Annotated in this window: 23 protein-coding genes; 12 read left to right on the top strand and 11 right to left on the bottom strand. The window is 27.7% G+C overall.

Going from position 1 to position 22,330, the window contains the following annotated elements; all coding sequences use genetic code 11:
• The first annotated feature begins 26 nt into the window (after positions 1–26).
• Positions 27–887 carry a class II fructose-bisphosphate aldolase gene (locus tag BHYOB78_RS13175; RefSeq protein WP_020064897.1) on the top strand — a complete coding sequence of 287 codons (861 nt, stop codon included), beginning with the start codon at positions 27–29 and terminating at the stop codon, positions 885–887.
• Between the two features lie 206 nt (positions 888–1,093).
• Positions 1,094–2,263 (top strand): iron-containing alcohol dehydrogenase, encoded by a 1,170-nt coding sequence (locus tag BHYOB78_RS13170; protein ID WP_012671273.1) that lies wholly within the window; start codon positions 1,094–1,096, stop codon positions 2,261–2,263.
• Between the two features lie 158 nt (positions 2,264–2,421).
• Here BHYOB78_RS13170 and BHYOB78_RS13165 read toward each other — a convergent pair whose 3' ends face one another.
• Both BHYOB78_RS13165 and BHYOB78_RS13160 read right to left on the bottom strand, forming a co-directional pair.
• The gene (locus BHYOB78_RS13165; RefSeq protein ID WP_012671272.1) at positions 2,422–3,831 is read right to left on the bottom strand and encodes an alanine/glycine:cation symporter family protein; all 1,410 of its coding nucleotides are present in this window, start codon (positions 3,829–3,831) and stop codon (positions 2,422–2,424) included.
• Between the two features lie 83 nt (positions 3,832–3,914).
• Positions 3,915–5,135, bottom strand: coding sequence for a tetratricopeptide repeat protein (locus BHYOB78_RS13160; RefSeq protein ID WP_012671271.1), 1,221 nt, complete (start codon positions 5,133–5,135; stop codon positions 3,915–3,917).
• A gap of 104 nt (positions 5,136–5,239) precedes the next feature.
• Between BHYOB78_RS13160 and BHYOB78_RS13155 the strand changes: the two genes are divergently transcribed.
• From BHYOB78_RS13155 to BHYOB78_RS13145, 3 genes are all read left to right on the top strand, one after another.
• Positions 5,240–6,085, top strand: a complete 846-nt coding sequence (locus BHYOB78_RS13155; protein WP_012671270.1) for a bifunctional 5,10-methylenetetrahydrofolate dehydrogenase/5,10-methenyltetrahydrofolate cyclohydrolase — start codon at positions 5,240–5,242, stop codon at positions 6,083–6,085.
• Between the two features lie 56 nt (positions 6,086–6,141).
• A complete protein-coding gene (locus tag BHYOB78_RS13150; RefSeq protein WP_020064896.1) occupies positions 6,142–6,579 on the top strand; it encodes an EamA family transporter in 438 nt (145 codons plus the stop codon).
• A 536-nt stretch (positions 6,580–7,115) separates the two neighbouring features.
• Complete coding sequence (locus tag BHYOB78_RS13145; protein ID WP_047104594.1) at positions 7,116–8,450, top strand: NfeD family protein; 1,335 nt, start codon at positions 7,116–7,118, stop codon at positions 8,448–8,450.
• 128 nt (positions 8,451–8,578) lie between these two features.
• Here BHYOB78_RS13145 and BHYOB78_RS13140 read toward each other — a convergent pair whose 3' ends face one another.
• A complete protein-coding gene (locus tag BHYOB78_RS13140; RefSeq protein ID WP_012671267.1) occupies positions 8,579–8,821 on the bottom strand; it encodes a hypothetical protein in 243 nt (80 codons plus the stop codon).
• A 658-nt stretch (positions 8,822–9,479) separates the two neighbouring features.
• Between BHYOB78_RS13140 and BHYOB78_RS13135 the strand changes: the two genes are divergently transcribed.
• Genes BHYOB78_RS13135 through BHYOB78_RS13105 form a run of 7 tightly spaced genes read left to right on the top strand, consistent with a single transcriptional unit; the run spans position 9,480 to position 14,875 of the window.
• The gene (locus BHYOB78_RS13135; protein ID WP_012671266.1) at positions 9,480–10,286 is read left to right on the top strand and encodes a PTS mannose/fructose/sorbose/N-acetylgalactosamine transporter subunit IIC; all 807 of its coding nucleotides are present in this window, start codon (positions 9,480–9,482) and stop codon (positions 10,284–10,286) included.
• 31 nt (positions 10,287–10,317) lie between these two features.
• Positions 10,318–11,145: a PTS system mannose/fructose/sorbose family transporter subunit IID gene (locus tag BHYOB78_RS13130; RefSeq protein ID WP_012671265.1), complete on the top strand. Its 828-nt coding sequence runs from the start codon at positions 10,318–10,320 to the stop codon at positions 11,143–11,145.
• A gap of 31 nt (positions 11,146–11,176) precedes the next feature.
• Complete coding sequence (locus BHYOB78_RS13125; RefSeq protein ID WP_020064641.1) at positions 11,177–11,653, top strand: PTS sugar transporter subunit IIB; 477 nt, start codon at positions 11,177–11,179, stop codon at positions 11,651–11,653.
• A gap of 11 nt (positions 11,654–11,664) precedes the next feature.
• Positions 11,665–12,522, top strand: coding sequence for a MurR/RpiR family transcriptional regulator (locus BHYOB78_RS13120; protein ID WP_020064642.1), 858 nt, complete (start codon positions 11,665–11,667; stop codon positions 12,520–12,522).
• 21 nt (positions 12,523–12,543) lie between these two features.
• The gene (gene murQ, locus BHYOB78_RS13115; RefSeq protein ID WP_012671262.1) at positions 12,544–13,452 is read left to right on the top strand and encodes an N-acetylmuramic acid 6-phosphate etherase; all 909 of its coding nucleotides are present in this window, start codon (positions 12,544–12,546) and stop codon (positions 13,450–13,452) included.
• Between the two features lie 31 nt (positions 13,453–13,483).
• On the top strand, positions 13,484–14,446 hold the full coding sequence (locus BHYOB78_RS13110) for a serine hydrolase domain-containing protein (protein WP_020064643.1): 963 nt from the start codon (positions 13,484–13,486) through the stop codon (positions 14,444–14,446).
• A complete protein-coding gene (locus BHYOB78_RS13105; protein ID WP_020064644.1) occupies positions 14,447–14,875 on the top strand; it encodes a PTS sugar transporter subunit IIA in 429 nt (142 codons plus the stop codon).
• Positions 14,876–14,977: 102 nt separating this feature from the next.
• Here BHYOB78_RS13105 and BHYOB78_RS13100 read toward each other — a convergent pair whose 3' ends face one another.
• From BHYOB78_RS13100 to BHYOB78_RS13065, 8 genes are all read right to left on the bottom strand, one after another.
• The gene (locus tag BHYOB78_RS13100) at positions 14,978–15,793 is read right to left on the bottom strand and encodes a MetQ/NlpA family ABC transporter substrate-binding protein (RefSeq protein WP_020064645.1); all 816 of its coding nucleotides are present in this window, start codon (positions 15,791–15,793) and stop codon (positions 14,978–14,980) included.
• 78 nt (positions 15,794–15,871) lie between these two features.
• Positions 15,872–16,660 (bottom strand): MetQ/NlpA family ABC transporter substrate-binding protein, encoded by a 789-nt coding sequence (locus tag BHYOB78_RS13095; protein ID WP_020064646.1) that lies wholly within the window; start codon positions 16,658–16,660, stop codon positions 15,872–15,874.
• A 20-nt stretch (positions 16,661–16,680) separates the two neighbouring features.
• Positions 16,681–17,469 carry a MetQ/NlpA family ABC transporter substrate-binding protein gene (locus BHYOB78_RS13090; protein ID WP_012671257.1) on the bottom strand — a complete coding sequence of 263 codons (789 nt, stop codon included), beginning with the start codon at positions 17,467–17,469 and terminating at the stop codon, positions 16,681–16,683.
• Between the two features lie 31 nt (positions 17,470–17,500).
• A complete protein-coding gene (locus BHYOB78_RS13085; RefSeq protein ID WP_012671256.1) occupies positions 17,501–18,298 on the bottom strand; it encodes a MetQ/NlpA family ABC transporter substrate-binding protein in 798 nt (265 codons plus the stop codon).
• An 18-nt stretch (positions 18,299–18,316) separates the two neighbouring features.
• Positions 18,317–19,273, bottom strand: coding sequence for an L-lactate dehydrogenase (locus tag BHYOB78_RS13080; RefSeq protein ID WP_020064647.1), 957 nt, complete (start codon positions 19,271–19,273; stop codon positions 18,317–18,319).
• Between the two features lie 26 nt (positions 19,274–19,299).
• Positions 19,300–19,980 (bottom strand): methionine ABC transporter permease, encoded by a 681-nt coding sequence (locus BHYOB78_RS13075; protein ID WP_020064648.1) that lies wholly within the window; start codon positions 19,978–19,980, stop codon positions 19,300–19,302.
• Entirely contained in the window at positions 19,961–21,013 is a 1,053-nt protein-coding gene (locus BHYOB78_RS13070) for a methionine ABC transporter ATP-binding protein (protein ID WP_012671253.1), read from the bottom strand. The genes BHYOB78_RS13075 and BHYOB78_RS13070 overlap by 20 nt, the downstream gene beginning before the upstream one ends.
• 325 nt (positions 21,014–21,338) lie before the next feature.
• Positions 21,339–22,001, bottom strand: a complete 663-nt coding sequence (locus BHYOB78_RS13065; RefSeq protein ID WP_020064649.1) for a DUF4405 domain-containing protein — start codon at positions 21,999–22,001, stop codon at positions 21,339–21,341.
• Positions 22,002–22,330 lie beyond the last annotated feature (329 nt).

The following is a 22,330-nucleotide window of genomic DNA, read 5'->3' as shown; positions in this document are numbered from 1 at the left end:
TTATTAGAGATCGGAGGAATATAAAAATGTCTATTGTAACTTTAAAAGATGCTTTAAATAGAGCTAAAGACGGTAAATATGGAATTGGAGCTTTTAATGTAAGTTCTTTTACTTTCTTAGAAACAATTATTAAAGCTGCTGAAGATAAGAAAAGTCCTGTTATAACTCAAATAGCTGAAGGACATGTAGTTGATATGCCTAATTTTGAATCTTTTTGTAAGGCAGCAGTTGATATGGCTTCTAAGGCTTCTGTTCCTGTAGTATTGCATTTGGATCATGGCTTAACATTAAATACTGTTGTGAGATGCATACAGAATGGTTTTTCTTCTATAATGATTGATGCTTCTGCTTATCCTTATGAAGAAAATATTAGAAGAACTAAAGAGATAGTTAATATATGTCATAGTGTAAGAATATCTGTTGAAGGTGAATTAGGAACTATTGGCGGATCTGAAGCAAATATAGTAAAAGAAGAAGATGCATTTACAAATCCTGATGAAGCTTTAGACTTTGTTAAAAAGACAGAAATTGATGCTTTAGCTATATCTATAGGTAATGTTCATGGAAACTATAAAGGAGAGCCAAAATTAGATTTTGAAAGATTAGAAACTATATCAAAATTAACTAATTTACCTTTAGTTTTACATGGCGGATCTGGTATATATGATGATGATTTCAGAAAAGCTGTAAGTCTTGGAATATGTAAGATCAATTTCTATACAGGAAATTGTAAATCTGCAGGTAAAGCTGTAATGGATTTTGTTAAAGAAGATCCTGAGAAAAATGGTACTGATTTAATGAAATTAATTAAAGGCATAAGAAATAATGTTTATGAAACAGTTTGCCATAATATGGATGTGTTTGGAAGTTCAAACAAAGCTTGGTAATAATTAACATATATCTTATCTTTATGAGGTACAAGTAAAAAACTACTTGTACCTTTATTTATTTACTAACTTAATATAAAGAACCAATATGTATCTATAATATACTAAATTATAAAAAATATATATTTTTTATAATAATATAATTGACAAGTTTTATATAAATGTTATAATAAAGAACAATAAAAAGATATTTTAGGAGATTAAATATGTCAAGGTTCACAATCCCTAGAGATTTATACTATGGCGATAATGCTATGGAAGAATTGAAAAATTTGAAAGGTTATAAAAAAGCTATAATAGTTACAGGCGGATCTTCCATGAAAAGAGGAGGCTTCCTTGATAAATGCGAAAAGATATTAAAAGATACTGGTTTAGAAGTTAAGATTTTTGACGGTGTTGAACCAGATCCTTCTATAGAAACAGTTTATAGAGGTGCTGAGGCTATGAGAGAATTCAATCCTGATGTAATAGTGGCATTGGGAGGAGGTTCTGCTTTAGATGCGGCTAAGGCTATGTGGGTGTTTTATGAATATCCTGAGAAGAAATTTGATGATATTAAAACTCCTTTCACTATGCCTAAACTTAGAAAGAAAGCAATATTTGCAGCAATTCCTTCTACAAGCGGTACAGCTTCAGAGGTTACTGCTTTCTCAGTTATAACTGATTATTCTACTAATATTAAATATCCATTAGCAGATTTTGAAATTACTCCGGACATTGCTATATTAGATTATTCTATTCCTATGACAATGCCTGAAACAGTTTCTGCTGATACTGGTATGGATGCACTTACTCACTCTATAGAGGCTTATGTTGCAGGACTTAGAACTGATATTACTGATGCTTTAGCTATGAAAGCTATTGATATGATTGTTCATAATATAGAAAAAGCAGTTAAGGGAGATAAAGAGGGTAGGGCAAAACTTCATGTTGCTCAATGTTTAGCCGGTATGTCTTTCTCAAATGCTTTACTTGGTATAGTACATAGTTTGGCTCATAAAACAGGTGCTGAATTCCATATTACTCATGGAAGATGCAATGCTATACTTCTTCCTTATGTTATACAATACAATTCAAAAGTTTGTGCCGATAGATTTGCTGATATAGCTAGAATGCTTAAACTTTCTGGAAATACTGATGCAGAGCTTACAGCTTCTTTAGTAAACAAAGTTAAAGAATTAAATAGTAAATTAGGAATCAAACAAACTTATAAAGATAACGGCGTAACTGAAGATCACTTCAAACAAAAATGTGATGATATAGCTAAGAATGCCGTTGCTGACCCTTGTACAGGCTCTAACCCAAGAGAGACTGACGTTTCTAATATGAAAAAGGTATTAGAAGCAGCTTACTATGGAAATGATGTCAACTTTTAATTAATATATTCTAATCATAGTTTTTCCCCAAGTATTATTTATTAATGCTTGGGGTTTTTTATTATTTTTATTAATTATTTAAATTAAAAAATAAAGGGCTTCACTTTTAATCAAGTGCAAGCCCTTATTATATTTATTATTAATCAATTTTTATACAATTAATTTTTATTATCCCATTGAGTGATGGCATCATCAGTTTTTAATTCTTCTATTATGTTTTTATCGAATGTAGGTTCTTTATGTTCTTTTAATTGACTTACATAATGTTTAGTAAGCAAGTATACAGGCTTATTAAGTATTACCATAACTATAATGTTTAATAAAGCCATAAAGCCCATAAACATATCGCCTGCTCCCCATATAGTTTTGAACTCAGCCAATGAACCTGCAAAAACCATTGCTATAGTCATAAGTCCTACTATTATATAGGCTACAAAATTATCTTTTACAGCAGCAGCACCAGTTTTTATATAGAAGAAATTTCCTAATATAGAACTGTAAGAGAAGAACAATATACATACTGTAATAAATATAGAACCGAAACTTCCCAAATGTGATTCCATAGCATATTGGAATAAATTAATACCTTCCATATTTTTAACTTCATTCATAGCTTCAGGAGATAATAGAAGTATGAATCCGGAAATAGAACATATCAATATAGTATCAGTAAATACTGAGAACATCTGTATTAAACCCTGTTTACAAGGATGAGAAGTATGAGCAGCTGCAGCAGCATGAGGAGCACCTCCCATACCAGCTTCATTTGAGAATAAACCTCTTTTTAATCCGTTTGAAATTGTGATTCCTATAGCACCTCCAAAAACTGCACTAGGTTTAAATGCCTGAATGAATATATTTTGAAATGCCAAAGGTACTGAAGGCAAATTAGTAAAGAATATAAAAAGTCCTATCAATATATAAGGTATTGCCATAACAGGTACTATAAATACACAAGCATGAGTTATAGTCTCTCTTCTTTTACTGAATAATATTATTCCTGTGATTACTGTTAAAATTATGGCTGTGATATAAACAGATACATTGTATTTTGATAGGGCACTTGATATTGTGTTGGCCTGAACTCCATTAAAAGTTGTATATGTAAATATCATACACAAAGCAAATAATATTGCTAGTATTGGTTTTTTTAATCTGCTTTTTATATAGAAAGAAGCTCCTCCGATAAACTTTCCTTGAGAATCTTTTTCTTTATAAAGCTGTGCTAATGTACTTTCTGAAAAAGCTAAACTTCCGCCTAAAATAGCCATTATCCACATCCAGAATAAAGCACCAGGTCCGCCTGCAGAAACCGCAGTCATAACTCCGGTAATATTTCCTGTACCAACTCTTGAAGCCGTACTTATACAAAAACTCACAAATCCTGAAACTCCGTCTCCTTTTTCATGTTTTGAGAATAGAAGTTTTAAGGCATGTATTGAATGTGAAATTTGTATTCCTTTTAATCTTATAGTAAAGAAAACAGAAATAACAAGGAATACTGCCAATAATAAATAACCGTACATTACATTATTAGTATTTGTTATTATACTATTAATAATTTTCATTTTTTATTCCTTTTTGGTTTTTGCGATTATACAATAAATATATTTTTTTGTATATACGATTTATTAAAATATTATATGATAAATTACATACTCAAGTCTTTTAATTTTTTTGTTATTTCATTTCTTTTTTTTATATATTTATCATATAGTACAGGATTGGGCTGTTCATTATTAATTATATAAAGATTATAATTAACAGCTTCAAGAAGTTTAGTATAATAGATTTGACAATTATACTTATCCCCTAAATTTTCGTATATACCTGCTAATTCTTCCAAAGATTCATCATCATTCTTATTTATATTAACAATTTTTTTTAAATATTCTATCACTAAATTTCCATTCTTATTCATATCTCTTTTAAGTAAATATACTGCATCTTTTATTAAGCTTATATCTTTATCATAAATTTCTATTGATTTATTATAGCATTTTGAAGCATTATCATAATCATTGTTTAATATATAAGCATTGGCAAGTTTTTTATAATATATGTAATTATAATTTTTGGCATTTATAGCTTTGATATAATTTTCTATACTTATTTCTATATCCTCATTTTCTACATTAGTTTTATATTTGCTGTAATATAAATCTCCAATAGCAGATAAATAATAATGATTATTTTTATCCAAATATTTCTTCATATTATTTACTATTATATTCATATCATTGATGGAATTTTTATTTCCTTTTTCTGTAAGATATTCTAAATAATCCATATTGAAATATATATTATCTTTATAGAAATTAAAGAACATTTCATAATTTTTTTTCTTATCTTCATCATACTTTTCATTGCTGTTTACTATTTGAGTGTAATACCCTATAAGTGGAATATATTCATCTTCTTTTATTAGGTTATGGTTATTATTTTGTTGAGAATAAGAATATATATCTTCCAGCACTTTATTAATAGATTCAAAGAATTTTTCTTCTTTTGAATAAATATTTTTTTCTTTCCATTCATTAGGTTTTTCTCTGTCAAATATCACATAATTAAGAACGAATCCATTTTTATATTTTAATAAATTATATGTGATAGATATATCTGCATTATTATTTAAAGTGAGTTCTTTTATTTTTGATTTTATTCCTTTATAATTATTTTTTCTATATGGCATATAAGGTATTATACGAAAGTCAGAATTGATGAATAAATTTTTTATTATAAGGTCTTTAAATGCATATGATGCATAGTTATTGTAGTATTCTGTTTCAAATATGATTATTTTTTTCTGAGCAAAAGATATGCTGCTTATAGTTATGGCTGTAAAAAATATAATAAATATTTTTTTTATCATAGTTAAATACTATACAATATAAATATTAAAAAATCTATACTTGTATTTTATTTTACAGCATTATATTATTATAAAACAATAAGAAAATTTGATTAGGAGTTTATATGTCTAATATTTTAGATGGAAGAGAATTAGCGAAAGAGATAAAAGAAAGGATAAAGAAAGAAACAGAAATTCTTGAAAAAAAGCCAAGAATAGATTTTCTATACTTTGAGGATGATAAATCTACAGAGGTTTATTTTACAAGGGCAAAAAAGCAGGCTGAAAGTGTAGGAATGATAGGCTCTTTGCATAATCTTCCTGTAAACACAACGGAAAAAGATTTTTTGACATTAATAGAATATTTAAATGAAGAATCAGAAACAAGCGGAATAATGATTCAGATGCCTCTTCCTAAACATATAAGCAAGAAAAAAGTTTATGAAACCATTTCTATAGAAAAAGATGCTGATGCAATATCACATGTTAATTTGGGAAGGATATTCATAGGGGACAGTAATTTAGCTCCATGTACTGCTAAAAGTGCTATGGCTTTAATAGAGAAATCAGGCATTAATATAGAAGGTGCTAATGCTGTTGTTATAGGCAGAAGTGAGATAGTTGGCAAACCTTTAGCTCATTTACTTTTACAGAAGTCAGCTACTGTAACAATAGCACATTCAAAGACTAAGAATTTAAAAGAGCTTTGTAAGAATGCTGATATATTATGTGTATCTATAGGAAAAGCAGAATTCATTACAGGCGAATATATAAAGGAAGGAGCTGTAGTTATAGATGTTGGTATAAATGTACTAGAGGACGGTTCTTTAAAAGGGGATGTTAATTTTGAAGAGGCTTCAAAGTTAGCTTCTTATATTACTCCTGTACCTAATGGGGTTGGAAGTGTTACTGTTTCTATGCTTTTAGATAATGTGCTTTATCTGCATAAGAACATCATAAACAAAAAATAATTCAATACAAAAATATAAAATTACAAAACACTATATTAAAAATTAAGGGCTTTTCTATGGATATTATTTTTGCATTATTATCATCAATATTTGCATCTCTTACTGCTATACTTATAAAGATAGGTTTAGCTGGAATTAATTCAAATTTAGCAACTGCCATAAGGACTATTATAATATTAATAATGTCTTGGGTTATAGTTTTTTATACAAATTCTGTGAACTCTATAAACACAATAGAAACTATAAAAAATCTCAATACAAAGACTATTATATTTATAGTATTATCAGGTATAGCAACAGGTTTATCATGGCTTTTTTATTTCAAGGCTTTACAGATTGGAAATGTTAATAGGGTAGTAGTTATAGATAAACTTTCTATAGTTTTTACCATAATATTAGCGGCAATATTTTTAAAAGAGTCTTTGAATATAAAAATTATTATAGGTGTGCTTTTTATAGTGGCAGGTACATTGATAATAAGTTTTCAGTCATGAAAAAATTCTGCAGTATAAATAAAACTTGGGCGGGCGTTAGCATTTAAATATTAGCTTATAAAAAATAATAGGTAGAAATTTCTAAATTGTACTTTATAGGAAAAAGGGCGGGGTATGTAATTAAGTTTTAAAGTTTTATTTTCACTCCCCACCCTTTATATTTATAGTTTAAATCTGAATTCAAACTTTTAATTTTTTTTATGGCTCAATTAGAATTTTTAGAATCCCACCCAAGTTTTTTTAAATTTAATATTTATACACCGCCGCTGAGATATGCTTAAAATATACGCTGTTTTTTCAATTATAATTTAAATAATAAATAATAGTCTTTTAAACGGCGTTATAAAGATTATAAATTTAAATTACGCTTGGGCGGGTGTTAACATTTCTGTATTCGTTTATAAAAAATAATAGGTATAAATTTCTAAGAAGTATTTTATAGAAAATTGGGCGGGGAATTATGAAGAATGCTTGAAAAAAATATAAGTTATACTAAAATAATAATATAAATTTATATTATGGAGAGAGTGGGGTTAATGAAAAAATTTAATAATATATTAATAATATTTTTTTTAAGCATCTTTATTTTTTCTAATTATTTATATTCTAAAGACGGTAAAGTTTATGTTATAAAGAAGCAGGAATTTCAAGAGATAGATAGATGGTATGCTGGATATATAAAAAATTCAATAGATGAAGCAAATGATAAAAAAGCGGATTTGATTATATTAGAATTAGATACGCCTGGAGGACTTCTTTCATCAGCATTATCTATAAAAAATTATATTATGGAAAGCAATGTTCCTGTAGTAGTTTATATTAATAAGAATGCATTATCTGCTGGAGCTTTAATATCATTGAGTGCCAAAGAAATTTACATGTCTGACGGTAGTGTTATAGGTGCGGCTACTCCGATTTATTTAAATGGAAACGAACCTAAAAAAGCAGGTGAAAAAGAAGTTAGTGCAATGCGTGCAGCCATGAGGGCATCTGCTGAAACTACGAAAAAGAATGCTAAAGCAGCCGAAGCTATGGTTGATGAAACTATAATTTTAACTAAAAAAAGTGACGGTATAGATTTAGATGATAAGACTTTACTTACATTGAGTGCAGATGAGGCAGTATCTATAAATATTGCAGATAAAAAAGCTAATTCTATAAATGAAATATTAGAATTAAAAAATATTGAAAATGCGGAAATAATAAATATAGAAGAAGATGTATATGATTCAGTATTGAAATTTCTTCTTAATCCTTTTGTTTTAAGTATATTAATGTCTATAGGAATAGCAGGAATATATCTTGAGATAAAGACTCCAGGTTTTGGTGTTGGAGGAGTAACTGCAATAATAGCTTTTGCTGTATTTTTCTTTGTTCAGTTTTTTTCAGGAAGCAGTACTTTTTTGGCTCCTGCAATATTTTTGCTTGGTATTATTCTTCTTTGCGTTGAGATATTTCTTATACCTGGTTTCGGAATTACAGGTATACTTGGAATAATAGGTATTGTGGCAGGTATATTTATTTCTTTTGGAATACATAATATTGCTGTGGCATCTTTTGTTATATTTATATCTTTAATAATAGATATAATACTTGTAATATTGATTGCAAGATTTATGAGCAAATCAAAAGATTTTAAAGATAAAATTACACTTGATAGTGATACTTCAGGATATCATTCAAGTGTTTCATATGATGATTTAATTGGCAAAGAGGGTATTGCTGAAACTTTTTTTAGACCTTCAGGATACATAGTAATAGATGGACAAAAATATGATGCTGTAAGCGAAGGTGAATTTATAGATAAGGGCAGCAGTTTAAAAGTTATTCTTGTAGAAGGTAATAGGATTGTTGTAAAGAAATCTAGTTAAATATAATATTATTAAGCTGGAATTTAAATTTCCAGCTTATATACTAATATAAAACATAGAATTATCCTTATAAAAACATTTTATCCGTAAATGTTTACATAATACAAAAATAATATAAAAAATATATTTTATGCTAATGAACTAAAAGCTCTTACAGAAGATATATCTATTCTAAGCTGTAAAACATATCTTTTTCCATCACGTCCTATAGCATAAGTGTATCTGCTTGAAAGAGGAGATATACCGCTTCCTTGCTGGCTTATCTTTTGTATATTAGTAGGGTTCTGAGCTGCAGTATTTTCTTTAGGAACAGGCATTTGAACTTGTGCTGCTTGCTGTACATTATTATTATTTATTCTATTGATAGTCATACTAATAACTCCTTTACTTAGTAATTAACTGCTAATATTAACGGTAATATAAAAAAATCCTTAAGTATTTTATTTGATGCTTTATAAGTTATTATTTTATTATTTAAATACAGCGACAATTTTTGTCATCTATATATGTTATAATTAAAAATTTTTTAATTTATTTACATATCCCTCCCTTTATTCTTATAAAAATAACTATGAAATTTTTACCTTATTTTTCTTAAATACAAATATAGAAATATTAAAACCCACCCAAGCTTTTTTTAAATTTGTAACTTATGAAACGCACGGTAAACCAATCGAAGAATTTTAATCAATTAATAATACAAATTTCATTATATTGAAAAATCTGCTCACCGTGCGGTATGAGGATATAAAACCTAATTAAATTTTGGGCGGGCTTGCTTTTATAAACTGATATTAAATATTAATTAGTCTATGAATGTAATGAACATGCCAATATAAAAGGGCGGGTATGTAGTGAGGTTTTTTAAAATTAAAAAATTATATTGATAAATTTTGAATTTTTTATAAAAAAAACTTGCAATAGCAGATTTTTTATGTATACTATTAAAATGTAATGAAATTACATTATTTACGTATAATATTTTAATTAATGTAATATAATTACAAAAATATTTTAGGAGTATGTTTTATGCAAGAATTATCTTCTGTAGTAATTCTAATACTATGTATATACACAGTAATAGGCGTATTAGATCAAATTTCTATACAAATAGGCGTATATACACCATTATTTGCTGCTGCTTTTACAGGTTTTTTGTTGGGAGATTTAAAATCAGGATTATTTATAGGCGCTACTTTGCAATTAGCCACATTAGGAGTAGCTACTTATGGAGGAGCCACAGTTCCTGATTATTTATCCGGAGCAATAATAGGTACTTCTTATGCGATAATTTCACAAAGGGGTGCTGAATACGGAATAGCTATAGCCGTTCCTATAGGACTTTTATTAACACAGCTTGATATTTTAGGAAGAATGACTAACTTGATATTCCAGCACAAAGCAGATAGATATGCAGAGGAAGGTAATTACAGAGGAGTAGAGATGTGCAATGTACTAGGTATTTTTCCATGGGTATTATCAAGGGTAATACCTGTATTTATAGGATTGTTTTTCGGAGAAACAGTAATACAGACTATAAATAATTTCATACCTGATTGGTTTATGAACGGATTAAAGGCTGCCGGAGCTTTACTTCCTGCAATGGGTATTGCAATACTTATGAGATATTTACCATTAAAAAAATATTTCTATTATTTCATAATAGGTTTTGTAGCTATAGCATTCAGCGGCGGAAACATGACTGTACTAGCTGTAGCTTTATTAGGATTTGCTTTTGCTTCTCTTAATTATTATAGAACAATGGATAAAACAGTTGTAAAAGAGACAGCAGGTAATTCAGCTTCTGATGATGATGAAATAGAAATAGACGGATAATAATTCATTTTAATAAAATAGGAGTTAATAAATGGAAAATAATAAATTAACTAAAAGCGATATTAATAAAGTATATGTTAGAAATTTATTCGGATTTCAATGGGGATGGAATTATGAGAAAATGCAGGGATTAGGATATGCTTGGGTAATAATGCCTGCCTTAAAAAGAATATATAAAAATAATCCTGAAGGAATGAAAAAAGCTTTAAAAATGCAGTTAGGATATTTCAATACCACTCCTGCAATGTCTCACCTTATAATAGGGGCAGATATGGCTTTGGAAGAGAGTTTAGGTGAAAAATCTGAAGAGGCTGTATCTAGTTTGAAAACAGGTTTAATGGGACCTTTTGCCGGCGTAGGCGATACTTTATTTCTTGCTATATATAGAGCTATAGTATTTTCTATTGCTTCTTATGTGGCATTAGACGGAAATGCTATAGGATTAATAGTACCAGTATTTGCATGTTTAGCTGTACTTTTTCTAAGATATAAATTTACTTATCTTGGATACAATCAAAGTAAAAAATTGGCAGTAGGATTTGCCAATTCTATAGCACCTATAACAGAAGGAGCTGCTATTTTGGGATTAACAGTTGTAGGCGGATTAATAGCATCTGTTATAACTTATAAACTTAATCTTACATTCAATTTAGGTGAGGTTTCTTTGGATATACAGTCAATGCTTGATAAGATAATGCCTTCATTAATACCGCTTCTTGTAGTATTATTCTCTTATTGGCTATTGGGTAAGAAGAAATTTAATTCTACTCATTTGATCGTAGTAATAATAGCAATAGGAATGGTATTGGGTAATTCTCAAGGAATGCTTGATTTTGTTATTGGTTTATTTAGTAAATAATTTTTAAAATATATAAAAAGGAGATAATAATATGAGTATAGTAAATGCTAGAGTAGATGAAAGATTAATACATGGACAAGTTGCTATGGTATGGACAAATACTGTAGGAGCTACAAGAATAGCTGTAGTTAATGATCAGGCTGTTAAAGATGAAACTATAATAGCCGCTTTAAAAATATCAAAACCTGCAGGAGTAAAATTATCAATATTATCAAAAGCTAAAGCTGCAGAAAAGTTTAAAGAAGGCGTATATGATGAAGATAAAATATTTTTAATAACTAAAAATATAGAAGATATGAATAAGATAATCAAAGACGGCGTACCTATAGAAACTGTTAATATTGGTAATGTAGCTAAAAAAGAAGGCTCTGTGCAAATAAAGAAATCTGTAAACCTTACAGATGAAGATATAGCATTAATAAAAGATATGATAGCCGATGGTATAAAAGTAACTGCTCAAATGCTTCCAAATGAATCCGATCAATCTATAGAAGCATATTTAAAATAAGAGTGGTAAAAATGAATGCATATTTAATAATAAGAGATAAATACGAAGATTTTAGTAAAGCATACAAGAAAATATCTAATTATATTTTGTCAAACCCAAAAGAGGTTATTAAATTAACTGCATTAGATATTTCAAAAAACTGCGGAGTATCATCTGCTTCTGTGGTTAGATTTGCTAAGGATCTTGGGTTTAAGGGATTAGATGAACTTAAAATATCTATAGCAAGTAAAAATGGTGAGGATGATAATAAATATAATATCAATACCATAATATCAGCTGATGATAATGTAGAAGAACTATGCAATAAGATTATGCTTTTAATAAAATCCTCTAATGAAGACTTTTTCTATCAATTAGATAAAGAGGCTTTGGAGAAGGCTTTTAAACTAATAAGAAATGCAAGAAATATATATATGCTTGGTATAGGAGCTTCTTCTATATCAGCTTATGATTTATTTCATAAACTTAAGAGAGCAAATTTCAATGCTTTCTTTTATGAAGATGCACATTTAAATGCTGAGTTTTTTAATTATCTTACAGAGGAAGATGTAGTTATAGCCTTTTCATATAGCGGCAGAACTAATGAAGTTATTTATCCTGTGAAAATAGCTTCTTCAAAAAAAGCATCTATAATAGCTGTAACAAGAAAGAAAACAAATAATCTTTCTAAGATGGCTGATGTTTTGATCACTGTTCCTAATAATGAAGAGCTTACCAGAATGGGTGCTATTACTTCAAAATATTCATCTCTTATTGTGAGCGATCTTTTATACTTCGGAGCTATACAGAAAGACTTTGAAAATATAAAAGAGAATCTCATAAATACAAGCATTCTAACTAGAGAATTAAAATTAGATGATGAAGAATAAGTATACATGGAGTTATAAAATATGGAAAATTTAGATAATCTTGTAACAGAATCTGTAAATGAAAATTCTAAGAATATAGATGCTTTAAGTACTATAGAAATGGTTAAGATAATAAATTCTGAAGATGTTAAAGTTGCTGAGGCAGTAGGCAAAGAAAGTGAAAATATTGCAAAAGCTATAGATGAAATAGCAAAAAGATATGTAAAAGGCGGCAGATTAATATATATAGGTGCCGGTTCATCTGGAAGAATGGGTACTTTAGATGCAGTAGAGCTTACTCCGACATACAATGTTTCACCTGAAAGAGCTTTCGGACTCATAGCAGGCGGAAAAGAAGCTATGTACAGAGCTGTTGAAGGCGCAGAAGATTCAAGAGAATTAGGAAGAGAAGATTTAGTAAATTGCAAACTTTCTAATTTAGACTGCGTTGTAGGAATAGCTGCAAGCGGAAGAACTCCTTATGTATTAGGAGGATTAGATTATGCGAAAGAAGTAGGGGCATTAACTGTGATGATATCATCAAATAGAAATGAAAATGTTGAGAAATCTGCTGATATAGTTATTACTCCTATAGTAGGGGCTGAAGTAATATCTGGTTCTACTAGAATGAAATCTGGAACAGCTGCTAAGATGGTTGTAAACAGTATTTCAACAGGTGTGATGATAAAATCAGGAATGGTGTACGGAAACTATATGGTTAATGTGCTTCCTACAAATAAAAAGTTGGAAACTAGAGCTGTAAGAATGATATCTTCAATAACAGGGCTTGACATAGAAAAGTCATCTAAATTATTTGAAGAATCCGGAAAATCTGTTGCTGTATCAATAATAATGAATAAGGCTTCTATAGATAAAGATAAAGCTCAGAAACTTTTGAAAGAATCTAATAACATGGTGAGAATAGCTATAGAAAAAGCTAAAAGTGCCTAAAAAATTATAATTTATACTTAAAGGGATTACTGTGGATAAATTTGACACTATATCATCTATGTTGAATAAAGCGGTAGAAAATAATATCGTATATAATGCTTCATATAGTTTTATAAAAGACAATTATATTAAAAATAATTATATAGGTGTTTACGGAACTAATAATTTAAATAAAGTTGATAGTAATAGTATTTATGATTTAGCTTCGCTTACAAAAGTTGTAGGTACTGCCTCAATGATGCTTAAATTATTGGATTTAGGTAAAATCAATTTATATGATAAAGCTGTTAAATTCTGCAGTAATTTCAAAGATGAAAATATTACTATAGAAGAGCTTCTGCTTCATAATTCAGGACTTAAAGCAGATTTAGAAGATAAAACCAATATAGATAGAAATAAAATATTTAATAACACTATTATAAATAAAGAAAACTATCATAAAACAATATACTCTGATATAGGCTTTATTATACTTGGATTTATAATAGAAAATATTACAAATCTCAATTTAGATAAAGCATTTAAAGATTATATTTTTAATTCTGCTGATATGAATAATACTTCATATTATCCTTCAAATAAATATTACTGCATACCAACTGAGATTACAGATAAAAGAGGAATAATATGCGGAGAAGTTCATGACTCCAAAGCTTATGCTTTAGGAGAGATAGGAAGTGCAGGATTATTTTCTACGCTTGAAGATTTAAATATTTTTGTTTGTTCTATATTAAAAGACGATGAAAAAATTTTATCTCATAGTTCAATAAAAAAATTAATAGATATTAATTTTGGAGATAGAACTTTAGGCTGGGATAAAAGATATGGAAAATATACTTTATATCATACAGGTTTTACAGGAACTTCTATATTAATAAATTTAAATTCTAAAGAGGCTATGATAGTTCTTACAAACAGAATTCACCCCAATAGAAATAATAATACCTATTTAGAATTGAGAGAAGAAATTAATAAAATATTTATGGAGGAATAAATGAAACCTAGTTTAATACTTATGAGCCATGGTAATTTTGCTCATGAAATAATGGAATCTGCTAAAATGATATTAGGAGAAGTTTCAGGATATCGTACAGTATGCATGTCAGCTGATGACGGATTTGAAGGAACTTCCAAAAAATTACAAAGCTGCTTAGATGAAATGAATGATGTGAAAGATATTATAATATTAGCAGATTTATATGGCGGAACTCCTTTTAATATAGGAAATATATTTTCAAAAAAAGAGAAAAATAAATTTAATATTAGACTTATAGCAGGAATGAATTTTTCTATGTTATTAGAATATTTTTCATCTGATAAAGAAGATATTAATGAATTGGTTAATGATATAATGAGTACAGGTAAAGATGCTATATTAGAGCCTTCTTTAGATGAAGAAGATGATGATATCGATTTAGATTAATTAAATTATTATGATATAAAAAACAAAATAAAAAAGCATGAGATAATAAAAATCTCATGCTTTTCTTTTTATAATTCAAATATTATTCAATTAATATTTATATTATTTCCAAGTAGGAAGATAAGAACCTAAGAAATTTTCATTATAAACTTTTTCTACTATTTCAGATTGATAAGTTTCTACAACTTTTTTGTATAATTCATTATCTTTATCTTTAGTTCTTGCAGCTATTAAATTAACAAAAGATTTTCCGCTGTAAATAGAAGGATCATCTTTGAATATATAATCAGAACCAGGATTCAAACCGAAGTCTATAGCATAGTTTCCATTGATAACAGCACAAGCAACATCAGGAAGAACACCGTAAATAGCACCCGCATCCATTTCAACTATTTCAATGTTTAAAGGATTTTCTATTATATCGCTTACGCTAGGAGTATCTCCTGCTTCAGGTTTTACTTTAATGATTCCTGCAGCCTGAAGAACTTTTAAAGCTCTTCCTCCATTAGAAGGGTCATTAGGTATAGCTATTTTATCGCCGTTTTTTAATTCTTTTACATCAGTAATATTAGTAGAATAAATATTCATAGCAGATATATAAGTATCAGCAATAGCAGTTAAGTCATATCCTTTATTTGATACTTCATCATTAAAGTATGCATAATGCTGAAAAGCATTCAAGTCAATTTCTCCGTCATTCAAAGCCTGATTAGGTATAGTATAATCAGAGAAAGATACTAGCTCTACTTTAATTCCTTCTTCAGCTAATTTAGCTACTATAGGATCCCAAATTTGATAATCAGACTCTCCAGCAAAACCAACTTTAACTATCTTTTGATCACCAGAAGAAGTATTTCCGCATGATAATATCATTAATGATAATATGGCTGATGATACCAATAATAAAAATTTTTTCATTTTCGCTCCTTTATAAAATTTTAATGAAATTAATTTATTTAGATTATATTATTTTTTGAATAATTTCAATAAAAACTATTAATAATTGATGATAATTCCCTCTAATTTTCCTGATTCTACAACCTCTTTTATTCTTTTTTTATAAGCTTCAGCTATAGTTTTATAAAGACTGTTATCCTCATCTTCTAATCTTGCAGCTATTAGATTAATATACATATCAGAATCATATTTGCTAGGATCATCATAATATAAAATATTTGAATCTTTAAAATCAAAATTAAGATTGAGATTAACGAAAGCAGCATCAACAAAAGATACTACAGAATAAACATCGTCTGCTTCTACATCTACAAACTCTAATTTTAAATAATTTTCTCTTATATCATTTGTAGTAAAATTATAATTGATATTATCCTTTTTAGTTAATTTTAATAATCCTATAGATTCTAATATTTTTAAAGCTCTGGATAAATTTACTTCATCTTTTGGAATTGCTATTTTAGAATTAAGCTGCAATTGAGATAGATTGGTTAAATTTTTTGAATACATATTCATAGAAGCTATAAATGTTTTATCTATAATGCTCAAATAATAATCATTTTTATTTGTGGCATTAACAAAGTAAGCGTAATTCTGAAAATGATTTAAATCTATATGTCCACTATTTAAAGCTTTATTTATTATAGAATAATCTGAAAATTGTATTAATTCCAAAATAATATTTTTTTCTTTCATTTCATTGGATACATATTCCCATATACTCATATCAAGCTCTCCTATGTATCCTATTTTTACTACTTCATCTTTTTTGCAATTACATGAAATAATAAATGATAATAAAAATAAAATAAATAATAGTTTTTTCATATATATTTCCTATACTAATATTAGTCAACTGCTATGAGACCGTCTAATATATTTTTTTCTATATTTTTTCTTATTTTTTGTCTGTAGCTTTCTGCTATAAATTTATAAAGATTACAATTTTTGTCTTTCTCTCTGCATACAATCAGATTTGCATATGACATCATACCCATATGTGAATATTGCGTTATATCATCATAAAAAATAATTTTATAATTTATATAATCTGAAATGAAACCGTAATTTATAACTGCGGCATCAACTTTATCCATATTGTAGTAAATTATACTAGCATCCATAGGTATAATCTGAATATTTAAATTATTTTCTATGACATTAGATATATTATAAAAATGGTTATCAAATCTTTCAAGTTTTATTATATTTGCCACCTCTAATATTTGCAATGCCCTTGATAGATTGACTTCATCATCAGGAATAGCTATTTTAGCATTCGATGATATTTGATTTATATTAGTTATAAATTTTGAGTATATATTCATAGGAGCCACAAAAGTTTTTCCTAAAATATGAAGATTATAATTATATTTGTTAGTTTCATTTACAAAATATAAATAGTTTTGAAAAGAATTCAAATCTATATCTCCGTCATCTAATGCCTTATTTAAAATTTCATAATCTTCAAAATATACCAGATCCAATTTGGCATTTTCAATTTGTAATTCTTCGTCTATTTTTTGCCATATATCATAATCAAATTCTCCTATATGACCTACCTTAATAATATCAATATTAGAATCATTACAAGAAAGAATATTAATCAATAAAAAAAATATTAATAAAGATTTCATAGTTTCCCCCCATTAAAACTATAAAATTAAATTACCAAACAGCTATATACACACCCTTAAATTTTTTATTATATATATTTTTAATCTCATCAGATTGATATGCTTCTATTATTTTTTTATATATCTCATTATCTTTGTCTTTTGTTCTAGCAGCTATAATATTTATATAGTTCTTATCATTGTAGTTGCTTGGACTATCTTTAAATATTGAATCTTTATAAGGATCAAGTCCGAAGTTTAAAGCAAAATTACAATTAATTACAGCGCATGCAATATCCGGAAGCAGAGTATATATACTTCCAGCATCAACTTCAATGATATTTAGATTTAGTTTATTTTCTTCTATATCATTTATGCTAGGGTTAAGTTTATATTTATCTTTTAATTTTATTAGTCCTGCTGCTTCTAATACTTTTAAAGCTCTTCCTCTGTTAGAATCATCATCGGGTATGGCAATTCTATCATATTGTTTAATTTGATTAATATTTGTTATATTATCAGAGTATATATTCATAGCAGCAAGACATGTATCCGCTATTGCAGTTAACTCATATCCTTTTGTTTCTAATTCATTATTAAAAAAAGCATAATGCTGAAAATTATTTAAATCAATTTCTCCATCATTCAAAGCTTTATTAGGAGAAGAATAATTTATATAAGATACAAGTTCTATTTCTATATTATCATTAGAAACTTTTTTCATAACTTCTTCCCAAATAATTTTATCAGATTCTCCTATATATCCTACTTTTACAATATGAACATTTTCATTTGCATTAGAGCATGAAATAGAAAATATACAAGTAAAAAATAAAATTATTTTTTTCATAGCATTATTATTTTTATATCACATATTCAAAGATAATTCATAATTCTTTTTCATAACATTGCATGATTCATCAAATAATTTTTTCTCATCATCATTCATTTTTATTTCTATTATCTCTTCAACCCCGTTTCTTCCAAGTACAGCAGGAACAGAAGCATAAACATCATTTTGTCCGTATTCTCCATCTAAATATACTGAAACAGGAAGAACTCTATGTTCATCGCAAAGTACAGCGCGTGCCACTTCAGCCAAAGCGGTACCTATTCCAAACTCTGTAGAGCCTTTACCTTCTAAAACATCCCATCCGCCTCTTCTTCCTTTGTTAGCTAATTCTTTTAAATCGAGTTTTGAATACTTTTCTTTTTCTTTCATAAGTTCAAATAAAGGCTTTCCTGCTATAGTAACAGCTGACCAAGGAACCATTTGACTTTCTCCATGCTCACCCAAAGCATAGGCATGTATTGACTTTTGATCAACATTAATCGCTTCAGATATAGCCCTTCTTAATCTGGCAGAATCTAATGTGGTGCTTGTAGATATTATTCTTTTTGGATCATAATTCAATTTGTTTTGTATATAATGTGTAATAACATCAGCAGGATTAGAAATATTTATTATGATTCCTGAAAACTTTGTATTTTTTATTTTAATTGTTATATCTTTCATAACTTCTATAGTAGCACCCAAAGTATCCATTCTAGTTTGATTCATATTAGGCAATGGACCTGCACATACCACCATTATATCAGCATCATCTATATCTTTATAAGTTCCTGCTTTTACTTCAACTCTATGTGGCAGATAAACTGTGGCATCGAATATATCTAAAGCCTGAGCTAATGCCTTTTTCTCATCTATATCTATATAAATAATTTCTTCAACTAAACCTTGAGCTGCTAAAGCATATCCGGCATGAGATCCTACATGTCCTGCTCCTATTAATACAGCTTTTCTTCTTTTTAATAAAGTTTCCATAAATAATTCCTCTTAATCATAATTTTTTAATGCGTAGATTTTTTTACTATAAAATTTCCTACAGCCTGTATAATACCTACGAGTATTACAAGAAGTATTACAGACACATATATAATATCTAATTTATTTCTATAATATCCTGATTGTATAGCATAAGTACCAAGTCCGCCTGCACCTACAGCTCCTGCCATAGCAGTAAGTCCTATTAAACTAATTATTGTTATAGTAGTACCTCTTGCTATAGGGGCAATACTTTCTTTTAAATATACTCTGAAAATAATTGCTATAGGAGATGATCCCATAGACTGAGCCGCTTCTACTAGTCCTGGATTAACTTCTGATAATGCACTTTCTATTTGTCTTGCAAAGAAAGGTACTGTACCAAATATTAAAGGTATAATAGCTCCTTTTACTCCTATTGCAGTACCCATTATAAATCTTGTAAGAGGCACTAACATAGCAAGAAGTATTATAAATGGTATAGCTCTGAAAAAGTTAATTATTTTACTTAGCACTTCATATACCAATATATTTTCCATTATACCGAATCTTTTAGTAACTATTAAAAGCACTCCTAAAAATCCGCCTATAAAAAATGATATTATACCTGAATATAAAAGCATTACAAAAGTTTGTATTATACTTTGATAAAGTCTAGGTAAATCAGCCATAACATTAGGCATTAAATTATTCAGTAAATCTTGCATCTTTTATCACCTCTGCATCAACATTTTGTTCATGAAGAAATTCCACAGCTTTTGTTATGCCATGTTTTTCTTTTTCATGTAGTATAACAACAAGTCCTCCCAAAAGGCTTTCATCTATAAGCTCAACATTTCCAAATATTATATTAACATCAACATTAAACTTCCTTGAAATATGAGATATTAAAGCCTCTCCAACGCTGTCTTTTTTATATTTTAATCTTAATATGCATTCGCCTGCTTTTAATTCAGTTATATTATGTTTTTCTTCTATAAGTGTATATATCTTAGATACATTTGAAGTAGTATCTATAAAGTCCTGAGTGATTTGATTTTTAGGGTGAGAGAATACTTCAAATATATTTCCTTCTTCTATGAGATTACCATTGCTCATAACGGCAACTCTATGACATAGTTCTTTTACAACGCTCATTTCATGAGTTATTACCACTATAGTTATTCCAAGTTCTTCATTTAATTTTTTTAATAATTTTAATATAGAAGATGTTGTCTGAGGATCTAATGCACTCGTAGCTTCATCGCATAAAAGTATCTGCGGATCATTAGCTAAAGCTCTTGCAATTGCCACTCTTTGTTTTTGTCCGCCGCTTAATTGAGAAGGATAAACATAAGCCTTTTCTTTTATATCTACAAGATCAAGCAGAGACATTACTTTTTTTTCAATTTCTTCTTTTGAAAGTCCTCGGTATCTTAAAGGGTATGCAACATTTTTAAATACTGTTCTTGAACCGAATAAATTAAATTGCTGAAATATCATACCCATTTTTTTTCTTTTTTCTCTAAGCTCTTTGGGCTTTAGAGATGTTAATTCCACTCCGTCTACATAAACTTTTCCTGATGTAGGTCTTTCTAATAAGTTTATGCATCTTACTAAAGTTGATTTTCCGGCACCTGAAAAACCTATTATACCGTATATTTCACCTTTGTTTATTTTTAAAGATACATTATTAACTGCATTTAATTGTTTATTTTTTGCAGTTTTAAATACCTTACTGACATTTTCTAAAACTATCATCTATTATCCTGAAAATTAGATTGTTGGATTTATTGAAAGATAAAACTCATTTCATAAATTATATATTTTTAAATATATCTGTCAATACTAATAAAATGTTTAATTAAAAAATACTTATTAATAAATAATTATTGAATTTGCATTAATTAAATTGTCAATATAATAAAAGCTTGGGCGGGTGTTAATATTTATGTATTCGCTATAAAGAAAATTAATATAAATATTTAATAGGAAATTATAAAGTATAAAGGGCGGGGGATGTAAATAAATTTTTAAACTTAATTACATCTATTCCCGCACTTTGAAAATTATAAAGATAAAGTTATTATCCTTGCTGTATACTCATCTTATTTAATTTATTGCTTAATCTATGTAAGTAATAAGTAATGAATATAAAAACTCCCATTACAGCAACATGATCCATAAAGAAAAATACTGCAGCTTCTTCAGCTTTAGGAACTTTGGCAATTACAAACATATTAATATAAAAACCTCTTTTTATAAAAGAAACTATTCCATATACAGATATTATCAAAGCTATCAATATATATATTTGTTTTTTTATATTTATAATTTTTTTACTCATATTTATAAATATTCCCCAATGCATTCCTAAATGTACAGACATCAATATAAATCCCCAATAGCTGCAAACTATATGCATCTTTTTATTAAATACTTTGATATTAGTTAGATTTAAAAATTCTACTAAATCTCTATTAAATAATATTCCGCTTACAACTAATCCAAGCATACATATAAAAAGCATTGCATTTATAAATGTATTAAGAGATCTATTGAAATTATATTTTCCTTTAGGCAGATTTTTATACCAATTAATATTCATTACATTATGAAGTATAAAAAATGTAAAAATCAAAAATCCTAAATATTCATGTATAGTTCGTCCTGTAAAATGATATCCCATCAAAACGAAATAAAGAACAGTCATTATTATATCTATAACTATTTTAATTCTGCTTCTCATCTATAATTTTCCCCCTATTACAAAATTAGTCAATCTCAAAATAATATAGCATGCTATTTACTTTATTAGACGAATTATTTAGTTAAAAGTTTCCTATAATTTATTTTTTTGTAAAAAAATTTATATGTTTTATTATTTTAGTACAGTTTACAATCCCCGCCCTTTTATATTTTTTGCTTACTTAAAATTATGATTTAAATTATTTATATTGCTGAATTAGAATTTACAGCCCCCGCCCAAGTTCTATTTAAATTTTTAGCGTTTAATTAACGCATGTTAAATCGAATTTTATTTTTCAGTAAAACTTGAATTATAACTTATTATTACTT

Source organism: Brachyspira hyodysenteriae ATCC 27164, from assembly GCF_001676785.2.
GTDB lineage: Bacteria > Spirochaetota > Brachyspiria > Brachyspirales > Brachyspiraceae > Brachyspira > Brachyspira hyodysenteriae.
The sequence above is the reverse complement of the archived record's forward strand: the minus strand, read 5'-3'. Positions and strand labels throughout refer to the sequence as shown.

Bases quoted from the DNA above. Each gene is read 5' to 3' on its own strand.
- BHYOB78_RS13065 (WP_020064649.1), bottom strand. From the start codon at position 22,001: ATGAGAAGCAGAATTAAAATAGTTATAGATATAATAATGACTGTTCTT.
- BHYOB78_RS13125 (WP_020064641.1), top strand. From the start codon at position 11,177: ATGAGTATAGTAAATGCTAGAGTAGATGAAAGATTAATACATGGACAA.
- BHYOB78_RS13075 (WP_020064648.1), bottom strand. From the start codon at position 19,980: ATGCAAGATTTACTGAATAATTTAATGCCTAATGTTATGGCTGATTTA.
- BHYOB78_RS13080 (WP_020064647.1), bottom strand. From the start codon at position 19,273: ATGGAAACTTTATTAAAAAGAAGAAAAGCTGTATTAATAGGAGCAGGA.
- BHYOB78_RS13135 (WP_012671266.1), top strand. From the start codon at position 9,480: ATGCAAGAATTATCTTCTGTAGTAATTCTAATACTATGTATATACACA.
- BHYOB78_RS13165 (WP_012671272.1), bottom strand. From the start codon at position 3,831: ATGAAAATTATTAATAGTATAATAACAAATACTAATAATGTAATGTAC.
- BHYOB78_RS13160 (WP_012671271.1), bottom strand. From the start codon at position 5,135: ATGATAAAAAAAATATTTATTATATTTTTTACAGCCATAACTATAAGC.
- BHYOB78_RS13140 (WP_012671267.1), bottom strand. From the start codon at position 8,821: ATGACTATCAATAGAATAAATAATAATAATGTACAGCAAGCAGCACAA.
- BHYOB78_RS13175 (WP_020064897.1), top strand. From the start codon at position 27: ATGTCTATTGTAACTTTAAAAGATGCTTTAAATAGAGCTAAAGACGGT.
- murQ (WP_012671262.1), top strand. From the start codon at position 12,544: ATGGAAAATTTAGATAATCTTGTAACAGAATCTGTAAATGAAAATTCT.
- BHYOB78_RS13150 (WP_020064896.1), top strand. From the start codon at position 6,142: ATGGATATTATTTTTGCATTATTATCATCAATATTTGCATCTCTTACT.
- BHYOB78_RS13120 (WP_020064642.1), top strand. From the start codon at position 11,665: ATGAATGCATATTTAATAATAAGAGATAAATACGAAGATTTTAGTAAA.
- BHYOB78_RS13145 (WP_047104594.1), top strand. From the start codon at position 7,116: ATGAAAAAATTTAATAATATATTAATAATATTTTTTTTAAGCATCTTT.
- BHYOB78_RS13130 (WP_012671265.1), top strand. From the start codon at position 10,318: ATGGAAAATAATAAATTAACTAAAAGCGATATTAATAAAGTATATGTT.
- BHYOB78_RS13070 (WP_012671253.1), bottom strand. From the start codon at position 21,013: ATGATAGTTTTAGAAAATGTCAGTAAGGTATTTAAAACTGCAAAAAAT.
- BHYOB78_RS13170 (WP_012671273.1), top strand. From the start codon at position 1,094: ATGTCAAGGTTCACAATCCCTAGAGATTTATACTATGGCGATAATGCT.
- BHYOB78_RS13105 (WP_020064644.1), top strand. From the start codon at position 14,447: ATGAAACCTAGTTTAATACTTATGAGCCATGGTAATTTTGCTCATGAA.
- BHYOB78_RS13090 (WP_012671257.1), bottom strand. From the start codon at position 17,469: ATGAAATCTTTATTAATATTTTTTTTATTGATTAATATTCTTTCTTGT.
- BHYOB78_RS13095 (WP_020064646.1), bottom strand. From the start codon at position 16,660: ATGAAAAAACTATTATTTATTTTATTTTTATTATCATTTATTATTTCA.
- BHYOB78_RS13155 (WP_012671270.1), top strand. From the start codon at position 5,240: ATGTCTAATATTTTAGATGGAAGAGAATTAGCGAAAGAGATAAAAGAA.
- BHYOB78_RS13085 (WP_012671256.1), bottom strand. From the start codon at position 18,298: ATGAAAAAAATAATTTTATTTTTTACTTGTATATTTTCTATTTCATGC.
- BHYOB78_RS13100 (WP_020064645.1), bottom strand. From the start codon at position 15,793: ATGAAAAAATTTTTATTATTGGTATCATCAGCCATATTATCATTAATG.